Annotated in this window: 14 protein-coding genes; 1 reads left to right on the top strand and 13 read right to left on the bottom strand. The window is 50.2% G+C overall.

Translation table 11 applies throughout. The features are described 5' to 3' along the window. The 7 genes from ACI4N7_RS01870 to ACI4N7_RS01840 form a co-directional block, all read right to left on the bottom strand. Positions 1-261, bottom strand: a 261-nt coding sequence (locus tag ACI4N7_RS01870; protein WP_439731670.1) for a hypothetical protein, incomplete at its 3' end; no start/stop codon positions are given. Further along, positions 242-895 (bottom strand): coenzyme F420-0:L-glutamate ligase, encoded by a 654-nt coding sequence (locus ACI4N7_RS01865; RefSeq protein ID WP_439731669.1) that lies wholly within the window; start codon positions 893-895, stop codon positions 242-244. The genes ACI4N7_RS01865 and ACI4N7_RS01870, both read right to left, overlap by 20 nt. Further along, positions 895-1,449 (bottom strand): hypothetical protein, encoded by a 555-nt coding sequence (locus ACI4N7_RS01860; RefSeq protein WP_439731668.1) that lies wholly within the window; start codon positions 1,447-1,449, stop codon positions 895-897. Before ACI4N7_RS01860 ends, ACI4N7_RS01865 begins: the two co-directional genes overlap by 1 nt. A gap of 7 nt (positions 1,450-1,456) precedes the next feature. After that, positions 1,457-2,230: a glutamate racemase gene (locus ACI4N7_RS01855; RefSeq protein WP_439731667.1), complete on the bottom strand. Its 774-nt coding sequence runs from the start codon at positions 2,228-2,230 to the stop codon at positions 1,457-1,459. Further along, a complete protein-coding gene (locus tag ACI4N7_RS01850; protein WP_439731666.1) occupies positions 2,230-2,646 on the bottom strand; it encodes an acyl-CoA thioesterase in 417 nt (138 codons plus the stop codon). Before ACI4N7_RS01850 ends, ACI4N7_RS01855 begins: the two co-directional genes overlap by 1 nt. Positions 2,647-2,899: 253 nt before the next feature. Beyond that, a complete protein-coding gene (locus tag ACI4N7_RS01845; RefSeq protein WP_439731665.1) occupies positions 2,900-3,196 on the bottom strand; it encodes a hypothetical protein in 297 nt (98 codons plus the stop codon). 8 nt (positions 3,197-3,204) lie between these two features. Continuing rightward, positions 3,205-4,128, bottom strand: coding sequence for a LysR family transcriptional regulator (locus tag ACI4N7_RS01840; RefSeq protein WP_439731664.1), 924 nt, complete (start codon positions 4,126-4,128; stop codon positions 3,205-3,207). Positions 4,129-4,507: 379 nt separating this feature from the next. Between ACI4N7_RS01840 and nifJ the strand changes: the two genes are divergently transcribed. After that, on the top strand, positions 4,508-8,035 hold the full coding sequence (gene nifJ, locus ACI4N7_RS01835) for a pyruvate:ferredoxin (flavodoxin) oxidoreductase (protein WP_439731699.1): 3,528 nt from the start codon (positions 4,508-4,510) through the stop codon (positions 8,033-8,035). A 69-nt stretch (positions 8,036-8,104) separates the two neighbouring features. Here nifJ and ACI4N7_RS01830 read toward each other — a convergent pair whose 3' ends face one another. Genes ACI4N7_RS01830 through ACI4N7_RS01805 form a run of 6 tightly spaced genes read right to left on the bottom strand, consistent with a single transcriptional unit; the run spans position 8,105 to position 13,773 of the window. After that, positions 8,105-8,971, bottom strand: coding sequence for a carboxymuconolactone decarboxylase family protein (locus ACI4N7_RS01830; RefSeq protein ID WP_439731663.1), 867 nt, complete (start codon positions 8,969-8,971; stop codon positions 8,105-8,107). 8 nt (positions 8,972-8,979) lie between these two features. After that, a complete protein-coding gene (locus tag ACI4N7_RS01825; protein ID WP_439731662.1) occupies positions 8,980-9,480 on the bottom strand; it encodes a cupin domain-containing protein in 501 nt (166 codons plus the stop codon). A gap of 59 nt (positions 9,481-9,539) precedes the next feature. Further along, complete coding sequence (locus tag ACI4N7_RS01820) at positions 9,540-10,610, bottom strand: alpha/beta hydrolase (RefSeq protein WP_439731661.1); 1,071 nt, start codon at positions 10,608-10,610, stop codon at positions 9,540-9,542. A 42-nt stretch (positions 10,611-10,652) separates the two neighbouring features. Further along, on the bottom strand, positions 10,653-11,825 hold the full coding sequence (locus ACI4N7_RS01815) for an iron-containing alcohol dehydrogenase (RefSeq protein WP_439731660.1): 1,173 nt from the start codon (positions 11,823-11,825) through the stop codon (positions 10,653-10,655). A gap of 33 nt (positions 11,826-11,858) precedes the next feature. Beyond that, positions 11,859-12,857: an aldo/keto reductase gene (locus ACI4N7_RS01810; RefSeq protein ID WP_439731659.1), complete on the bottom strand. Its 999-nt coding sequence runs from the start codon at positions 12,855-12,857 to the stop codon at positions 11,859-11,861. After that, positions 12,847-13,773 (bottom strand): alpha/beta hydrolase, encoded by a 927-nt coding sequence (locus ACI4N7_RS01805; RefSeq protein WP_439731658.1) that lies wholly within the window; start codon positions 13,771-13,773, stop codon positions 12,847-12,849. Before ACI4N7_RS01805 ends, ACI4N7_RS01810 begins: the two co-directional genes overlap by 11 nt. Between the last annotated feature and the right edge of the window lie 80 nt (positions 13,774-13,853).

Below are 13,853 nucleotides of genomic sequence, written 5' to 3'. Positions count from 1 at the left end.
TCCTGATGCTCCTGCAGGGACATAAAGGAATGAAATTTGATGACTGTAAAACCAGCCATTCCTGAAATATAAATTTTTTATCAGCGCTGTGTATGTTCTCATTATATCTGCTGTTATTCTATTTATCCAATTGATATTTTCAATTATTAATTTAATTTTTCTATTGTTATCAAAAAGAAAAAGGACTTTGCACCCTTTCTGGTTCCAAAGTCCTTTTCTGTTTCCAACAGGCTTGAAGATTTTATTTTCCTTCCATGACATCGGTGAAATTCTTGATGATCACGATCGGTGTTTTCTGGTTATCATTGCCGAAAGGATTATCAATGAGAATCTTAGCGATCTGCTGAGGATCCAGTCCCTGGCTCTTTCCTAAAACAGCGGCCCGCTTCAGATCGTTTACATCCGCAATGACTGCACCATAAGCGCCGGTGGCCTTTTTGATCTCTTCACAGACATGATCTGTGTCTGCAGGACCATAAACAAGGCATTTGTCAAAAGGAGGCATGGTGCCGGTCACATCATCAATCAGAGATGCCTGACGGCAGCGGGCATAGAATACGCCGTTCTTTCCGAAAACCTTGGCAACGGCGCCCAGCACGAAGGAGAAAAGCATATTCCATTTGCCTTCCTCATCCATGGCAGCCTGCATGCCGTAAATGCTGGCCATGGAGCCGGCAGCAGGTACAAAGCGGTTCATGAGTCTTGCCTGCCAGCATACATTCAGTTCCTCCGGACGGACATACCGGTTCTGGGTAATGGCTACCACGGATTCGGCGGAACATACAATATCATGGCTCGTGATCTTATCTCCTGCATATTCCAGGATGGCATCCACAATGTTGTCATGATGAGTGAGAATCCTGGTATGAATCGGAACAAGTTCAAGTTCTGCCATTATTTTCTCACCTCCGTAGTATATTCATAAAGAGCATTCTGGAGCTCTTCCCTGGTAATGACAATTCTGGTCTTTGCGTAGTAGTAGTCGCTTCTTGCTACCACCTGGTAAATGATATCCATGCCGAATTCCGGGAAAGTTTCCAGATCCTGGAGAATGCTCTGGCCTTTTCCTTCAATGTCCAGGGTAATGAGGAATTTCTTTTCCTTGCCGGGATCCAGAATGAAAGCCTGCCAGTAGTCGTCAGGTCTCGGCACATCAAAATCGGTGAGGTGGCCTGTCACCTTTGCCTTGTCATACTGTTCAAAAGGAATATAAATGCGGACGAAGGCATCCATAATGGTTCCCAGCTGTTTCCCCACGTTCTTAATGGGAATCGTATAGGACAGGGTCACATGGCGCATATCCATGGACTCCACCTTCAGCGGCGTCCGTTTCGATTTCAGCATGCGGAGCACACAGTCTCCCTTAATCACGGCCACCGCCCAGTAGGCAATGAAACCAAGGCAGATGATAAGGACAATCACTGCCACAATCTTAAGCAACAACAACATTCTCTACTCACTCTCCTACAAGATTTGTTTTTTCCACAGCTGCCGGACCAAAAAGCCGTCTCACCAGAGGCGCCGCATGTTCAAGGCCGTCGGTGAAATAGAACTCATTCTTTCCGCCGCCTTCTGCCAGTCTGTCCTCGTTCCGAAGAATCTCCATGCCCGCTTCCACCGTAGGCAGGGCAGGATCAATAAAAGGAACTTTCGGGAAAACCTGAGCAAAAGCGCCAGGCGCCAGCGGATAATGGGTGCAGGCCCAGTAACCGGCATCTATACCTAATGCATGATACTCCTTTGCCGCCTTCTGCACAAGGGCAGAAATGAAATTTTCATCTTTTCCCTGTTCTATGGCTGCCGCCACACCGTCGCAGGGCACCTCTATCCACTCTGCTTCAGGGAATTTCTTCTCCACATATTTTTTATGGGCATGGGTCTTGATGGAAGCCGGCGTAGCGAAGATTCCCACCTTTCTGGCGCCTTCCGGCAGGGTAATGTCAAGGCTCATTTTCACCACCGGCACAGTTCCTTCCGTAAAGGAAGGAAACACGTTAAAGGAAATAGTATTGCAGGCAATCATGATCATTTTTACATTCTTCCGAAGAAGGAATGCCTTGATTTCCTCTGCAAAATGAGCAATTTCCTCCCTGCTTCTTTCACCGTAGGGATTTCTGAGGCTGTCTCCCAGGAAAACCATGCTTTCTTTCGGATACCTTTCATGAAGCACCCGGGCTACTGTCAGTCCTCCTACGCCGGAATCCATAATGCCAATCGGTCTGTTGTCCATTATTCTCTATCCCCTTTGGAAAGATCAATCAGAGCTGCCAGCTTTTCCTTAGGCAGCCGCACAATCCGGCCTGTCTCCATGTCCGTATAGGTATTGACGCTGCGGCCGGTGGTGAGCAGAGCGCCGGACTTTTCCGAAAACACCTCATATTCAAAAACAAGTCTGGCCCGATCCACCTTGCGGAGGTAGGTTTTAATCAGAAGCACATCATCATACCGCGCGCTCTGATGGTACTTTACTTCCACTTCCACAATGGGAAATACGATGCCCTCATCCATGAGCTCCGTCAAATCCAGCTTTCCCTCCCGGAGGTATTCCACCCGGGCCTCTTCAAAATAACGCAGATAATTGGCATGATGCACAACCTTCATGCCGTCTGTTTCATAAAATTTGACTCTCCTCTTATATATAAACATAATAACCTCCATGGCTTCTATATTTTTTAATTGTACCACAGAATGGCATGATAAATGGGAAAACATGTAAGGGACAGCGCCTTATCCAGGGAAAAAAGCAGAAATGAAGCGTATATATGCTGCAGCACCGTTTTATCTTTTCTTTGTATCCCACGAAAAAAGGGCACTGCTCCTGCCGTGCCCTTTTCAGGGAAGCACTGATTTCCTGACTGTCGGAATGCATTTGGATGCAGTGTGTTTCCCATACAATTTCCTATTTTCCGTAGGTATCCCATTCCATTTCCATGAGCCGCCAGTTCTGGCTGGCAGAATGCTTCTGGAGCTGGAGAATATCCTTCTGCTGTTCCCGGTTTTCGGAAAGAGCCGTTTCCGCTTCCCATCGTATATCATTCAGCTGGTCGTCATAGCGGGAGGATTCTATATTCATCATCCGTTCCTGCAGATCCGTAATAAGGAACTGCTGATACACCACCATGGCGGAAAGGACCAGGAGGATGAGATAGAACGGTTTATTTCGTTTCCAGTCCAGTTTTTCTTTCCACTGTTTCACAGAAATCCTTATTTCCTCATCTCATCGTCTAACTTTTTATCATCATTCAGCATGGTGAGGTGATCTTTCGTAAATTCAATCCACAGGCGGGCAGCTCTGGAAAGGAAACGTCCCTTCTTCCAGATGGCGTAGAGGTGATGGGTCATGCGCGGTTCCGTCATGACGCGGGTAACGACTTTGCTTTCTTCACTGTTGGCCGGGCAGAGACGGGACGGAAGGATAGCTACGCCCAGTCCGCTGGCCACAGTCTGCAGCATCAGTTCCCGCTGGCTGGTTTCAAAGACCACTTTCGGTGTAAAGCCGATCTTGCGGCAGTTGGCCAGGATATCATCATGAAGATTGAAATCGTCCCGGTAAAGAACCAGAGGATAATCAGCCAGAAGCTTCATGGGCACTTCCCTGTTTTCTTCCAGCGGATAGCCCTTAGGCATGACTACGCACATTTCATCTTCGGAAAGGAAGAAGGACTCAAAATCCTTATTGGGGATAGTGCAGATGATACCCACATCAATAATGCCTTCCTGCACAGACGATTCGATGACCTTGGACCCATGTTCGTAGAGCTTGATGGCGATCTGGGGATAGGTGCGCTTGAACTCGCCCAGAAGCTTGGCAAAAACATGGGCATCTGTAATGGGCGGAAGGCCGATTTCGATGGTATCCTGCTTCAGGTTGAATTCATTTTCAAAGTCTGATTTCAGGTGTTCAAAAACAAAAAGGCAGCGTTTGGCATAATTGTAGAAAATTGTGCCCGGTGCTGTGATTTCTACAGTCTTGGCATTGCGGATGAAGAGCGTCACCCCCAGCTCTTCTTCCAGAGATTTAATCATACGGCTGATGGCAGACTGGGAAATGTGAAGATTCCTGGCCGCTTTACTGAAGCTTTTCTGCTGTGCCACTTCCATGAAATATTTCAAATGACGGTAATCCATTCTTCTTTCCTCCTGTCGTTTACATCATTGACAGAAAGGCGGTTTCTGTCATGAATCCTTGTACAATCATTGACTTTATTCTATAATAAAGATGTGTCTATCAGGATGCAGCCTGACCAGTCAATACTTTATGATTTGTATAGAATGAAGTCCGGACATCTATGCATATTTATCATAGAACTATTGTACATAATTTTCAGGCTTCTTGCAAGAGAGGGGCAGCAAAAAGAGGGAGTTCACCCCGGATATCCGCCGCTTCCGTGCTGCGGCGGAGACAGGACTGTCTTTTTCCATTTCTTGCGGGTATTTTCATGGAAAAGCAGGATTTTCTGCTTTTTCGAACAAAGGAGTTGTTGATTCTGTGAGAAAAGTAAAAACAATGGATGGCAATACAGCTGCTGCGTATATTTCCTACGCATTTACGGAAGTAGCTGCTATTTATCCGATTACCCCGTCTTCTCCTATGGCGGAATCGGTAGATGAATGGGCCGCCCACGGAAAGAAAAACATTTTCGGCGATACCGTGCATGTTGTTGAAATGCAGGCCGAAGGCGGCGCTGCCGGCGCTTTTCACGGCTCCCTCCAGGGTGGGGCTCTGACCACCACCTATACCGCATCCCAGGGGATGCTCCTTATGATTCCTAATATGTATAAAGTAGCAGGCGAACTGCTGCCGGGCGTATTCCATATTGCTGCCCGTGCACTGGCCAACCACGCTCTTTCCATTTTCGGCGATCATCAGGACGTCATGAGTGCCCGGGCCACCGGCTGTGCCATGCTGGCAGAAGCCAATGCCCAGGAAATCATGGATCTGGCCGGCATTGCCCATCTGGCTGCCATCAAAGGACGGATTCCTTTCATCAACTTCTTCGACGGCTTCCGTACAAGCCATGAAATCCAGAAGGTAGAAGTGCTTGACTATGATGAACTGGCTCCTTTAATCGACCAGAAAGCTCTGGCTGAATTCAGAGCCCGCGCTCTCAATCCGGACCATCCGGTAATCCGCGGCACTGCAGAAAACCCGGACGTATACTTCCAGCACTGCGAAGCAGCCAACCCCTTCTACAATGCCCTTCCTGATATCGTTCAGGATTACATGGACAAAATCAGCAAACTCACTGGCAGAAGCTATCACCTCTTCGACTACTACGGTGCTCCCGATGCCGACCGTATCGTGATTGCCATCGGCTCTGTCACCGATATCTGCAAGGATGTAACCGATGCCCTGAACGCTCACGGCGAAAAGGTAGGCGTACTCAATGTTCACCTCTACCGCCCCTTCTCCGTAAAGCATTTCCTGTCCCAGATTCCGGAAACAGTGAAGAAAATCGCTGTTCTTGACCGTACCCGCGAACCGGGCGCCATCGGCGAACCGCTTTACCTGGATGTGGTATCCGCCATCGCTTCCTCCGGCCGTTCCATCAAAGTATGCGGCGGCCGCTACGGTCTGGGTTCCAAGGATGTCATTCCGGAAGATATTATGGCCGTGTATGAACATCTGAAGGAAGAAACACCGCGCCATAACTTTACCCTCTCCATCAACGATGATGTGACCGGCCTTTCCCTGGCTCCCGTACCGGTACCGGAAATGCCGAGCAAGCTGGTTTCCTGCAAGTTCTGGGGCTTCGGCAGCGACGGCACCGTAGGCGCCAACAAGAGCGCCATCAAGATCATCGGCGATCATACCGACCTGTATGCCCAGGGCTACTTCGCCTATGACTCCAAGAAATCCGGCGGTGTTACCATTTCCCACCTCCGTTTCGGACCGGATCCCATCAGAAAGCCTTACCTCATCCGCAAGGCCGACTACATTGCCTGCCACCGTCCGTCCTACATCTACAAGTATGATCTGCTTCGCGGCTTCAAGCCCGGCGGCATTTTCCTTCTGAACTCCCCCTGGAGAAAAGAAGACCTGGACCGTGTCCTGCCTGCTGCCATGAAGCGGAAACTGGCTGCACTCCATGCCAGATTCTACATCATTGATGCCTTTGAAATTGCAAAGAAAATCGGTCTCGGCGGCCGTATCAACATGATCATGCAGGCTGCCTTCTTCCACCTCACCCACATCATTCCCGATGAAGATGCAGTGAAGTACCTGAAGGATTCCAATGAAAAATCCTACGGCCGGAAGGGCCAGAATGTGGTAGACATGAATAATGCTGCCGTAGATGCCGGCATGACCGGTATGGAAGAAGTAGAAGTTCCGGCAGAATGGGAACACGCTACCACCGGCGGCTCCATTGCCCGGATTGCCCGTCCTGATTTCATCAGAGACGTATGCGATGTCATGAACCGCCAGGAAGGGGACGATCTCCCTGTATCCACCTGGAAAGGCAGAGAAGACGGCACATTCCCGTCGGGTACTTCCAAATACGAACGCCCCGCTGCCGCCATCAATATTCCTGAATGGATTCCGGAAAACTGTATCGAATGCAACCAGTGCTCTGTGGTCTGCCCCCATGCTACCATCCGTCCTGTCCTCGTAACGGAAGAAGAAGCGGAAAAAGCACCGGAAGGATTTATTGTGAAGGAATTCCGCGGACCGGTGAAGGGCCTGAAATTCCGTATCATCATTGATCCGGAAGACTGCTACGGCTGCGGTATCTGCGCCAATACCTGCCCGGCTCCCAAGAAGGCTCTCGTTATGAAGCCGGCTGAAAGCCAGCTTCCGAAGCAGGAGCTCTGGGATTATGCCATGAAGCTGCCGGCCCGCAAGAATCCTCTGGGCAAGAGCAACCTCAGAAGCGCCATGTTTGAACCGACCTACTTTGAATTCTCCGGCGCCTGCGCAGGCTGCGGCGAAACGCCCTATATCAATATGGTGACCCGCCTCTTCGGCGACCGCATGATGATTGCCAATGCAACCGGCTGCTCCTCCATTTACGGAGCCAGCTCCCCATCCATGCCGTATACAAAGAATGCCCGCGGACAGGGACCGGCCTGGGCTAACTCCCTCTTCGAAGACAATGCGGAATACGGCCTCGGCATGCATCTGGGCGAAGCCAAACTGCGCGACCGCCTCACCAATAAGCTGAAGGAAGCGCTGCCTTCTGCCGATGATACGGTGAAGTCTGCTATTGAAGAATGGCTGGACAAAAAGGATATCGGAAACGGCACCAGAGACAGGGCAGACAAGCTGGAAGAAGCCCTCACTGCAGAAGTTGCCGCTCATCCGGAATACAAGGAACTTCTTGACCTTAAAGACCACTTCGTGAAGAAATCCCAGTGGATTTTCGGCGGCGACGGCTGGGCCTATGATATCGGCTTCGGCGGCCTGGATCAGGTTCTTGCTTCCGGCGAAGATGTAAATGTCCTCGTACTGGATACGGAAGTGTACTCCAATACCGGCGGACAGTCCAGTAAGTCTACCCCGGCTGCTGCCATCGCCAAGTTTGCAGCTTCCGGCAAGAAGACAAAGAAGAAGGATCTCGGCATGATCGCCGTTTCCTACGGATATATCTATGTAGCCCAGATCGCCCTGGGTGCCGATATGAACCAGGCCTTCAAAGCCATCAGCGAAGCAGAGGCTTATCCGGGACCGTCCCTTATCATCGCTTATGCTCCCTGCATCAACCACGGCCTGAAGGCAGGCATGGGCAAATCTTCGGAAGAAGAAAAGAGAGCTGTAGAATGCGGCTACTGGTGCAACTGGCGCTACAACCCCGCTCTTCTGGAAGCAGGAAAGAATCCATTCCATCTGGACAGCCGCGAACCGAAAGGCAACTTCCGCGACTACCTTATGGGCGAAGTTCGTTTCGCTTCCCTGGCAAAGCTCTTCCCGGACAAGGCGGAAGAACTTTTCGAAAAGACGGAAAGAGACGCCAAAGAACGCCGCGAAAACTACGTCCGTATCCAGAAATCCTACGATATGGAAATCGAAGCAAAGAAAGCAGCAGCAGGCAAATAATCCTGTTCCTCTTTCCATCACAAAAAGCCATGGCTTATGCCATGGCTTTTTGCATGCCTATGATATTGTTCAGGCCTGTCCCCTGTTCCGGTCAAAGACCTCTTTGGCCCAGCGGAGGGCATTCAGAGTTTTGGGAAAACCGACATAGGGATTCATGATGGTGATGGTGCCGATCACCTCATCCTGACTCATGCCTGCTGCCAGAGCACCGGCCACATGGGACTTGAACTGAGGTTCGATTCCCATGGCCCCGATCACTGCTACGGTAATCATTTCCCTTGTCCGGAGATCCAGAGAATCTCTGGTATAGATATCGCCAAAACAGAATGCAGATAAATCATCCTGCAGGGCTTTCTGGTTAGCGGGCGCTTCTTCCCGCATGCGGCGGATCCGCTCACCATAGGTTCCCACCTGGAAATCCACACCCTTATCCAGGCGATCGGCATCATTGGTGACAGCCTTTCCTTCCAGCGGAAGTTTCACCCCTGCTTTTTTGAAAGCCTTATCCGCTTCCTTCAGGGAAGCCAGTGCATCCGGAAATCCCGTATAGGGTGCTGTCTGGTAGATCGCTTCACGGATATCCATGGGACTGACGCCGCCCTGCAGTGCACCGGACACTTCCTTCTCCACCCATTCCGGGTGATGTGTGGCAGTAAGCACCGCCAGGGTTGTCAGTTCCTGATCCCTAAGAGGCAGCACCGACTGAGTGCGGATATCTCCATAGATGTACTTCTTCATCATCCCTGCAAATTCGGGATCTTCTTTTTCCAAAGCCATGGGGCTTTTCCCGTAAAGAGCACTGTAGCCTGCTTCTGCTGCCTGTGCCCTGTCATATCCTTCCGGTGTGCCGGCAAGGGAAGCAGCGCCTGCTTCTCCCGCCGTCGCAGCCAGTAAAATGCCTGCCGCCATAATGACTCCCTTCCACTTTCTTTTCATGGTATCCCTCATTTCAATGAATCATAGAGACTGTTTTCCACAGGAGATATCCATTCTGTGGAAACATTCTGCCCCTTCCTGGTGATGGAAATATGCTGGAATGTTCTTCCCGGCGCTGCTCCGTGCCAGTGACGTTTTCCTGCCGGAACCACCACCACATCCCCTTCCTTCATGCGGATGGGCGGCTGCCCTTCGATCTGCACATATCCTATGCCGGATCCGGCGATTAAGATCTGGTCCGTGTTGCGGTGAATATGCCACCAGGTGTGGGCTCCGTCATAGAAAGTGACATTGGCTGTGGAGACACCATTGGAAGAAGCCATGGGGTATACGTAGCTGTCTCCTGTAAAATGGGCGGCATTGGCGCTGTTGGGAAATCCTACCGGAAAGGGGCGGGATATTTCTTCTGCAACCGCTTTTTCCACTTCCGCCGGGGCCGTCGTCATGTCCGCCGCACCGGCCGCCAGGGGCAGCACGGCAAGAAGAAGAGATACTGCCAGTTTTTTCATAGGTTCCTCCTTAGGAAATCCCTGATTCATTCTGTTAATGAATCAGGGAACAAGATTCCTTATTTCAGGGTTCTTCCGTAGAATTCAACCAGTTTCTTAGTGATCTGGTCCACATACTTGGGCACATAGTAGGTCTGGATATGGGTTGCACCGGGGATGAGGTACAGTTCCTTATCCTTTGTGCCGGTAGCTTTCTTGAAGGCATCTTCCGTCATATAGAGGGAATCTGCTTTTTCACCGGCAATCATGAGAAGAGGTACATTGATGAGATTAATCTGATCCGTAGCATCCCAGGCCATGAGTTCAGTCAAGCTTTCCGTGGTATAGGCAAAGGTGGAATTGGGGTGATGGTATTCACGGCCGTAGTAAATAACGCCTTCCCTGTAAAGATCGGTGGGGATCTTGGCCAGCTGTTCATCGGTTACTTTGGTAATATCGTTATTGGCGGTAAGAGGAATGCTGCCGGTAAGCACTCTTTCAGCCCGGGCATCGGAAGCAGCCTTCTGTCTTTCTGCCACTGTATCCTTTGCATTGTCCATATAGCCTTCTCTTCTTACACGGCCGGAATTGAACATGGAAATGGTAGCCACCGATTTAAAGCGCTTGTCCGATTTGGCTGCATTCAGTGTATATCCACCGCCGCCGCAGATTCCCAGAGCAGCGATTCTATTTGTATCAACGCCGGGATAGGTGGAAATGAAATCAGCCATGCCGTGGATGTCTTCTGTACGGAAGTAGGGCACATCGGTATGGCGGGGTTCACCGCCGCTGGCTCCCTGGAAGGAAGCATCCGCTGCAATGGTGATGTAGCCTGCTTCAGCCAGTTTCTGGGCATAGAGACCGGCTACCTGTTCCTTCACGCCGCCGTTTGGATGAGCAACCACGATAGCAGCATAGCTGTTCTTCGGGTTGTAGTTTGCAGGGGTGTATACATTGGCTGCAATCTTGCGGCCCTGCAGTTCATAGGTCACCGGATGGATATTCACCTTTCCCTGCACATTTTCCGTAATGGCATTATCATAGACAAGGCCGTAGGGATTATCTCTCCAGTCTGCCGCAAAGGCGGTTCCCATGGAAAGAGTCATGGCAGCAAGGCCGGCAATCAGGATTTTTCTGGCAAAATGGTTCATGATAAGTTCTCCTTTTCAATGTAATGGACACAATTCTGTATATCAATAGGCTTCTTCAAAAATAGACAGGATATCTTCATGGCTGAAATCCGGTTTGAAGCATCCCGGGGAAATGCCGCAGGAATAGGCAATTTCCTTTAATTCCTTCTTATCTTTCACGCCCAGTTCCCGCATGGTGGCAGGAAGGCCGATTTCTCTGATGAAATCCGCCAGCTTTTCAATACCTTCCCTGGCGATTTCCTCGTCTGTCTTTCCGCTGTCATCTACATGCCATACTTCTCTGGCAAAACGAACAAACTTCGGCAGGCCGTAGATATAAATATGACGGTAATAGACGGGATGAAGCACTGCCAGACCGGCGCCGTGGTTGCAGTTCGTATAGGCTCCTACCTGATGTTCCATGAGATGGCATTCAAAGTCCGTCTTCTTGCCCATTTTGATGACCCGGTTTTCCGCCATGGCAGCATCCCATACCAGGTTGCTCCTGGCTGTATAGTCTTCCGGATTTTTGATGGCGGCCCTGAGATTCCGAATCACATTTCTCATCAGTGCTTCGGTAATGTCATCGGACACATTGTCTTCATTGGGAAGAGAGAAGTAAATTTCCATCATATGGGACAGGGAATCAAAGCTGCCCGATACCATCTGCTTCATGGAAACGCTGTATGTATAGAGAGGATCCAGCAGGGCAAACTTTGCATTGAGCTGGGGATAATCAAATCCCCCTTTCACTTTGAGGGCTTCATTCGTTATGACAGAGCCGCCGTTCATTTCGCTTCCCGTGCCGGATACGGTCATAATGATACCCAGAGGAATGGTGGGAAAATCAATGGTTCCTTTCTTCGCCCAGAAATCGGCCCACACATCGCCGTCATACCTTGCAGCCAGGGAAATGGCCTTGCAGCAGTCCATTACGGAGCCGCCGCCTGCAGCCAGAATGAAATCCACATTCTTGACCCGGGCCAGAGAAGCTCCTTCCATGACCTTTTCATAGGTAGGATTGGACATAATGCCGGAAAATTCTACGACATCCTTTCCTGCCTTATGAAGCTCCGCCATGATTTCATCATAGATACCGTTCTTTTTAATGGAACCGCCGCCATAGGCAAGCATAACCGTCTTTCCTTCGTTTTTCAGAAGGCCGGCCAGGTATGTCTTCACCATATGTTTGCCGAAATAAGCCTTCGTCCCGTTTTCAAAAATAAAATCGTTCATTGTTTTCTCCTTTCTTTGCATCTGTCCGGAAAATCAGCGTTTGGTAATGCCTGTACCGCCAAATACATCGGACATGGGAATTGTTTCCAGCAGATCATCAATCTTCTTCACTTCTTCCGGTGTGAGAATCACATCGGCGGCTCCCGCATTTTCAGAAAGCCTTGCTTCCTTTGTGGTTCCCGGAATCGGTACAATATAGGGTTTCTTATTCATCATCCACGCCATGGAAAGCTGTCCCATGGTGCAGTTCTTATCTTCAGCCATCTTCTGCAGCAGTTCCAGAAATTCCTGGTTTTTACGGATATTTTCTTCTGTGAACTGGGGCATGTTGTTTCTGTAGTCCATATTGTCAAAATGGTTCTTACCGCTGTACTTGCCGGTAAGGAAACCGTTGGCCATAGGAGAAAAGGCTACAAATCCGATATGCAGTTTTTCCAGTACGGGGAACAGTTTCTCATTCCAGCGGGCCATCATGGAAAGACGGCTCTGCAGGGCTGTCACCGGGCAGACCGCATTGGCTCTTCGAATGGTTTCTTCATCCGCTTCGGAAAGGCCCCAGTGGGTAATTTTCCCTTCCCGGATCAGGTCTGCCATGACACCGGCCACTTCTTCCACCGGTACTTCCGGATCCTGGCGGTGCTGATAATAAAGGTCGATGTGATCGGTTTTCAGTCTCTGCAGGGAGCCTTCCACAGACCGGCGGATGGTTTCCGGACGGCTGTCGGGAATCAGGTTGTGTACCAGCTTTCCGTCATTCTCATCAAAGGAAATTCCGAACTTGGTGGCAATGACTACTTTGTCCCTGTAGGGAGCCAGTGCTTCTCCCACCAGAGATTCATTGGCATGGGGATCATCAGGGGTACCGTAAATTTCCGCCGTGTCAAAAAAGGTGTATCCCATGGCCACTGCTCTGGCAATCAGTTCTCTCATAGCCGCTTTATCTGCCGGCTTACCATAGCCGTGGCTCATGCCCATGCATCCAAGTCCCACAGCAGATACAGTTAAATCTTTTCCCAGGGTTCTATACTTCATAATGCTTCCTTCTTTCCATATATAATTCTGCCATCCGGTTTCGCTGTTCCTTCCAGAAAGCGGCAGCTTCTTTTTCCCAGCCTTCTGCCGGTGTTCCAAGTCCCAGCCCGAATCCATGGCGGAGTCCGTGATACACATGAATAGCAGCCGGTATGCCATACTGCCTTAATTTCCGGATTCGTTCCTTCATGATCCGCCAGTCCGCAATGCCGTCCAGATCTCCTACACAGGCAAAGGCAGGCACATCATGGGGACCCGCTTCTCCATACCCGGTGTACTGCATGATGACCGCCGCCGGTTTCTCTGATACCGGTTCGCCGAAGGCGGAGGGTCCCGTTTCGCCAAGATAAGCGGCAAGCCTTGCGCCTGCGGAAGAACCCCACAGTGAATAGCCCCGCATATCTATGCCCAGTTCCTGACTCTTCTGAAACAGGAAGGCCACCGCTCTGGCCATATCCTCGCAGGCTGCATGTGCACTGACCGTCCTGTACTGCAGGCTGAATGCATGGATTCCTTTTTCGGAAAGGGAAATCGCCAGAGGAAAACTGTCCTGCATGGCACCTACATAAACAAATCCGCCGCCTGGTGCCAATACAGCCGCCGGAGCGCCTTCCACGCCTGGGAAATAGAAAAGTCCTGTATCCCTTCTGGTGGGATCCTCCTTCTTTTCCTCCTCGCTGTATATGTCAAAAAACAGCGGCTTCCCTTCCTGCACCTGCCGGTCCATATAACGGAGAACCGTCAGTGTCTCTTCCTCATGGATTTCTGTATGCCAGGGCATGAGCCGTCCCATGTCTTCCACCTTCATGGAAGGTTCCGGGTTCAGAAATCCCGATGGAAACAGAAATCGTCCAAAGGGCTGAAACTCTTCTGCCTCCATAATGTCCTTTAATTTTGTCTTACTGGAAAATTTCATAGTCTTTCCCTTTCTTAAAGAAGTACTGATTCCGCCGGTTATGAAATATATGCGGCTGAATCACTGCTTCTCTTACCACC

The sequence above is a fragment of the Dialister sp. genome (assembly GCF_051885895.1).
Lineage (GTDB): Bacteria > Bacillota > Negativicutes > Veillonellales > Dialisteraceae > Dialister.
The sequence above is the reverse complement of the archived record's forward strand: the minus strand, read 5'-3'. Positions and strand labels throughout refer to the sequence as shown.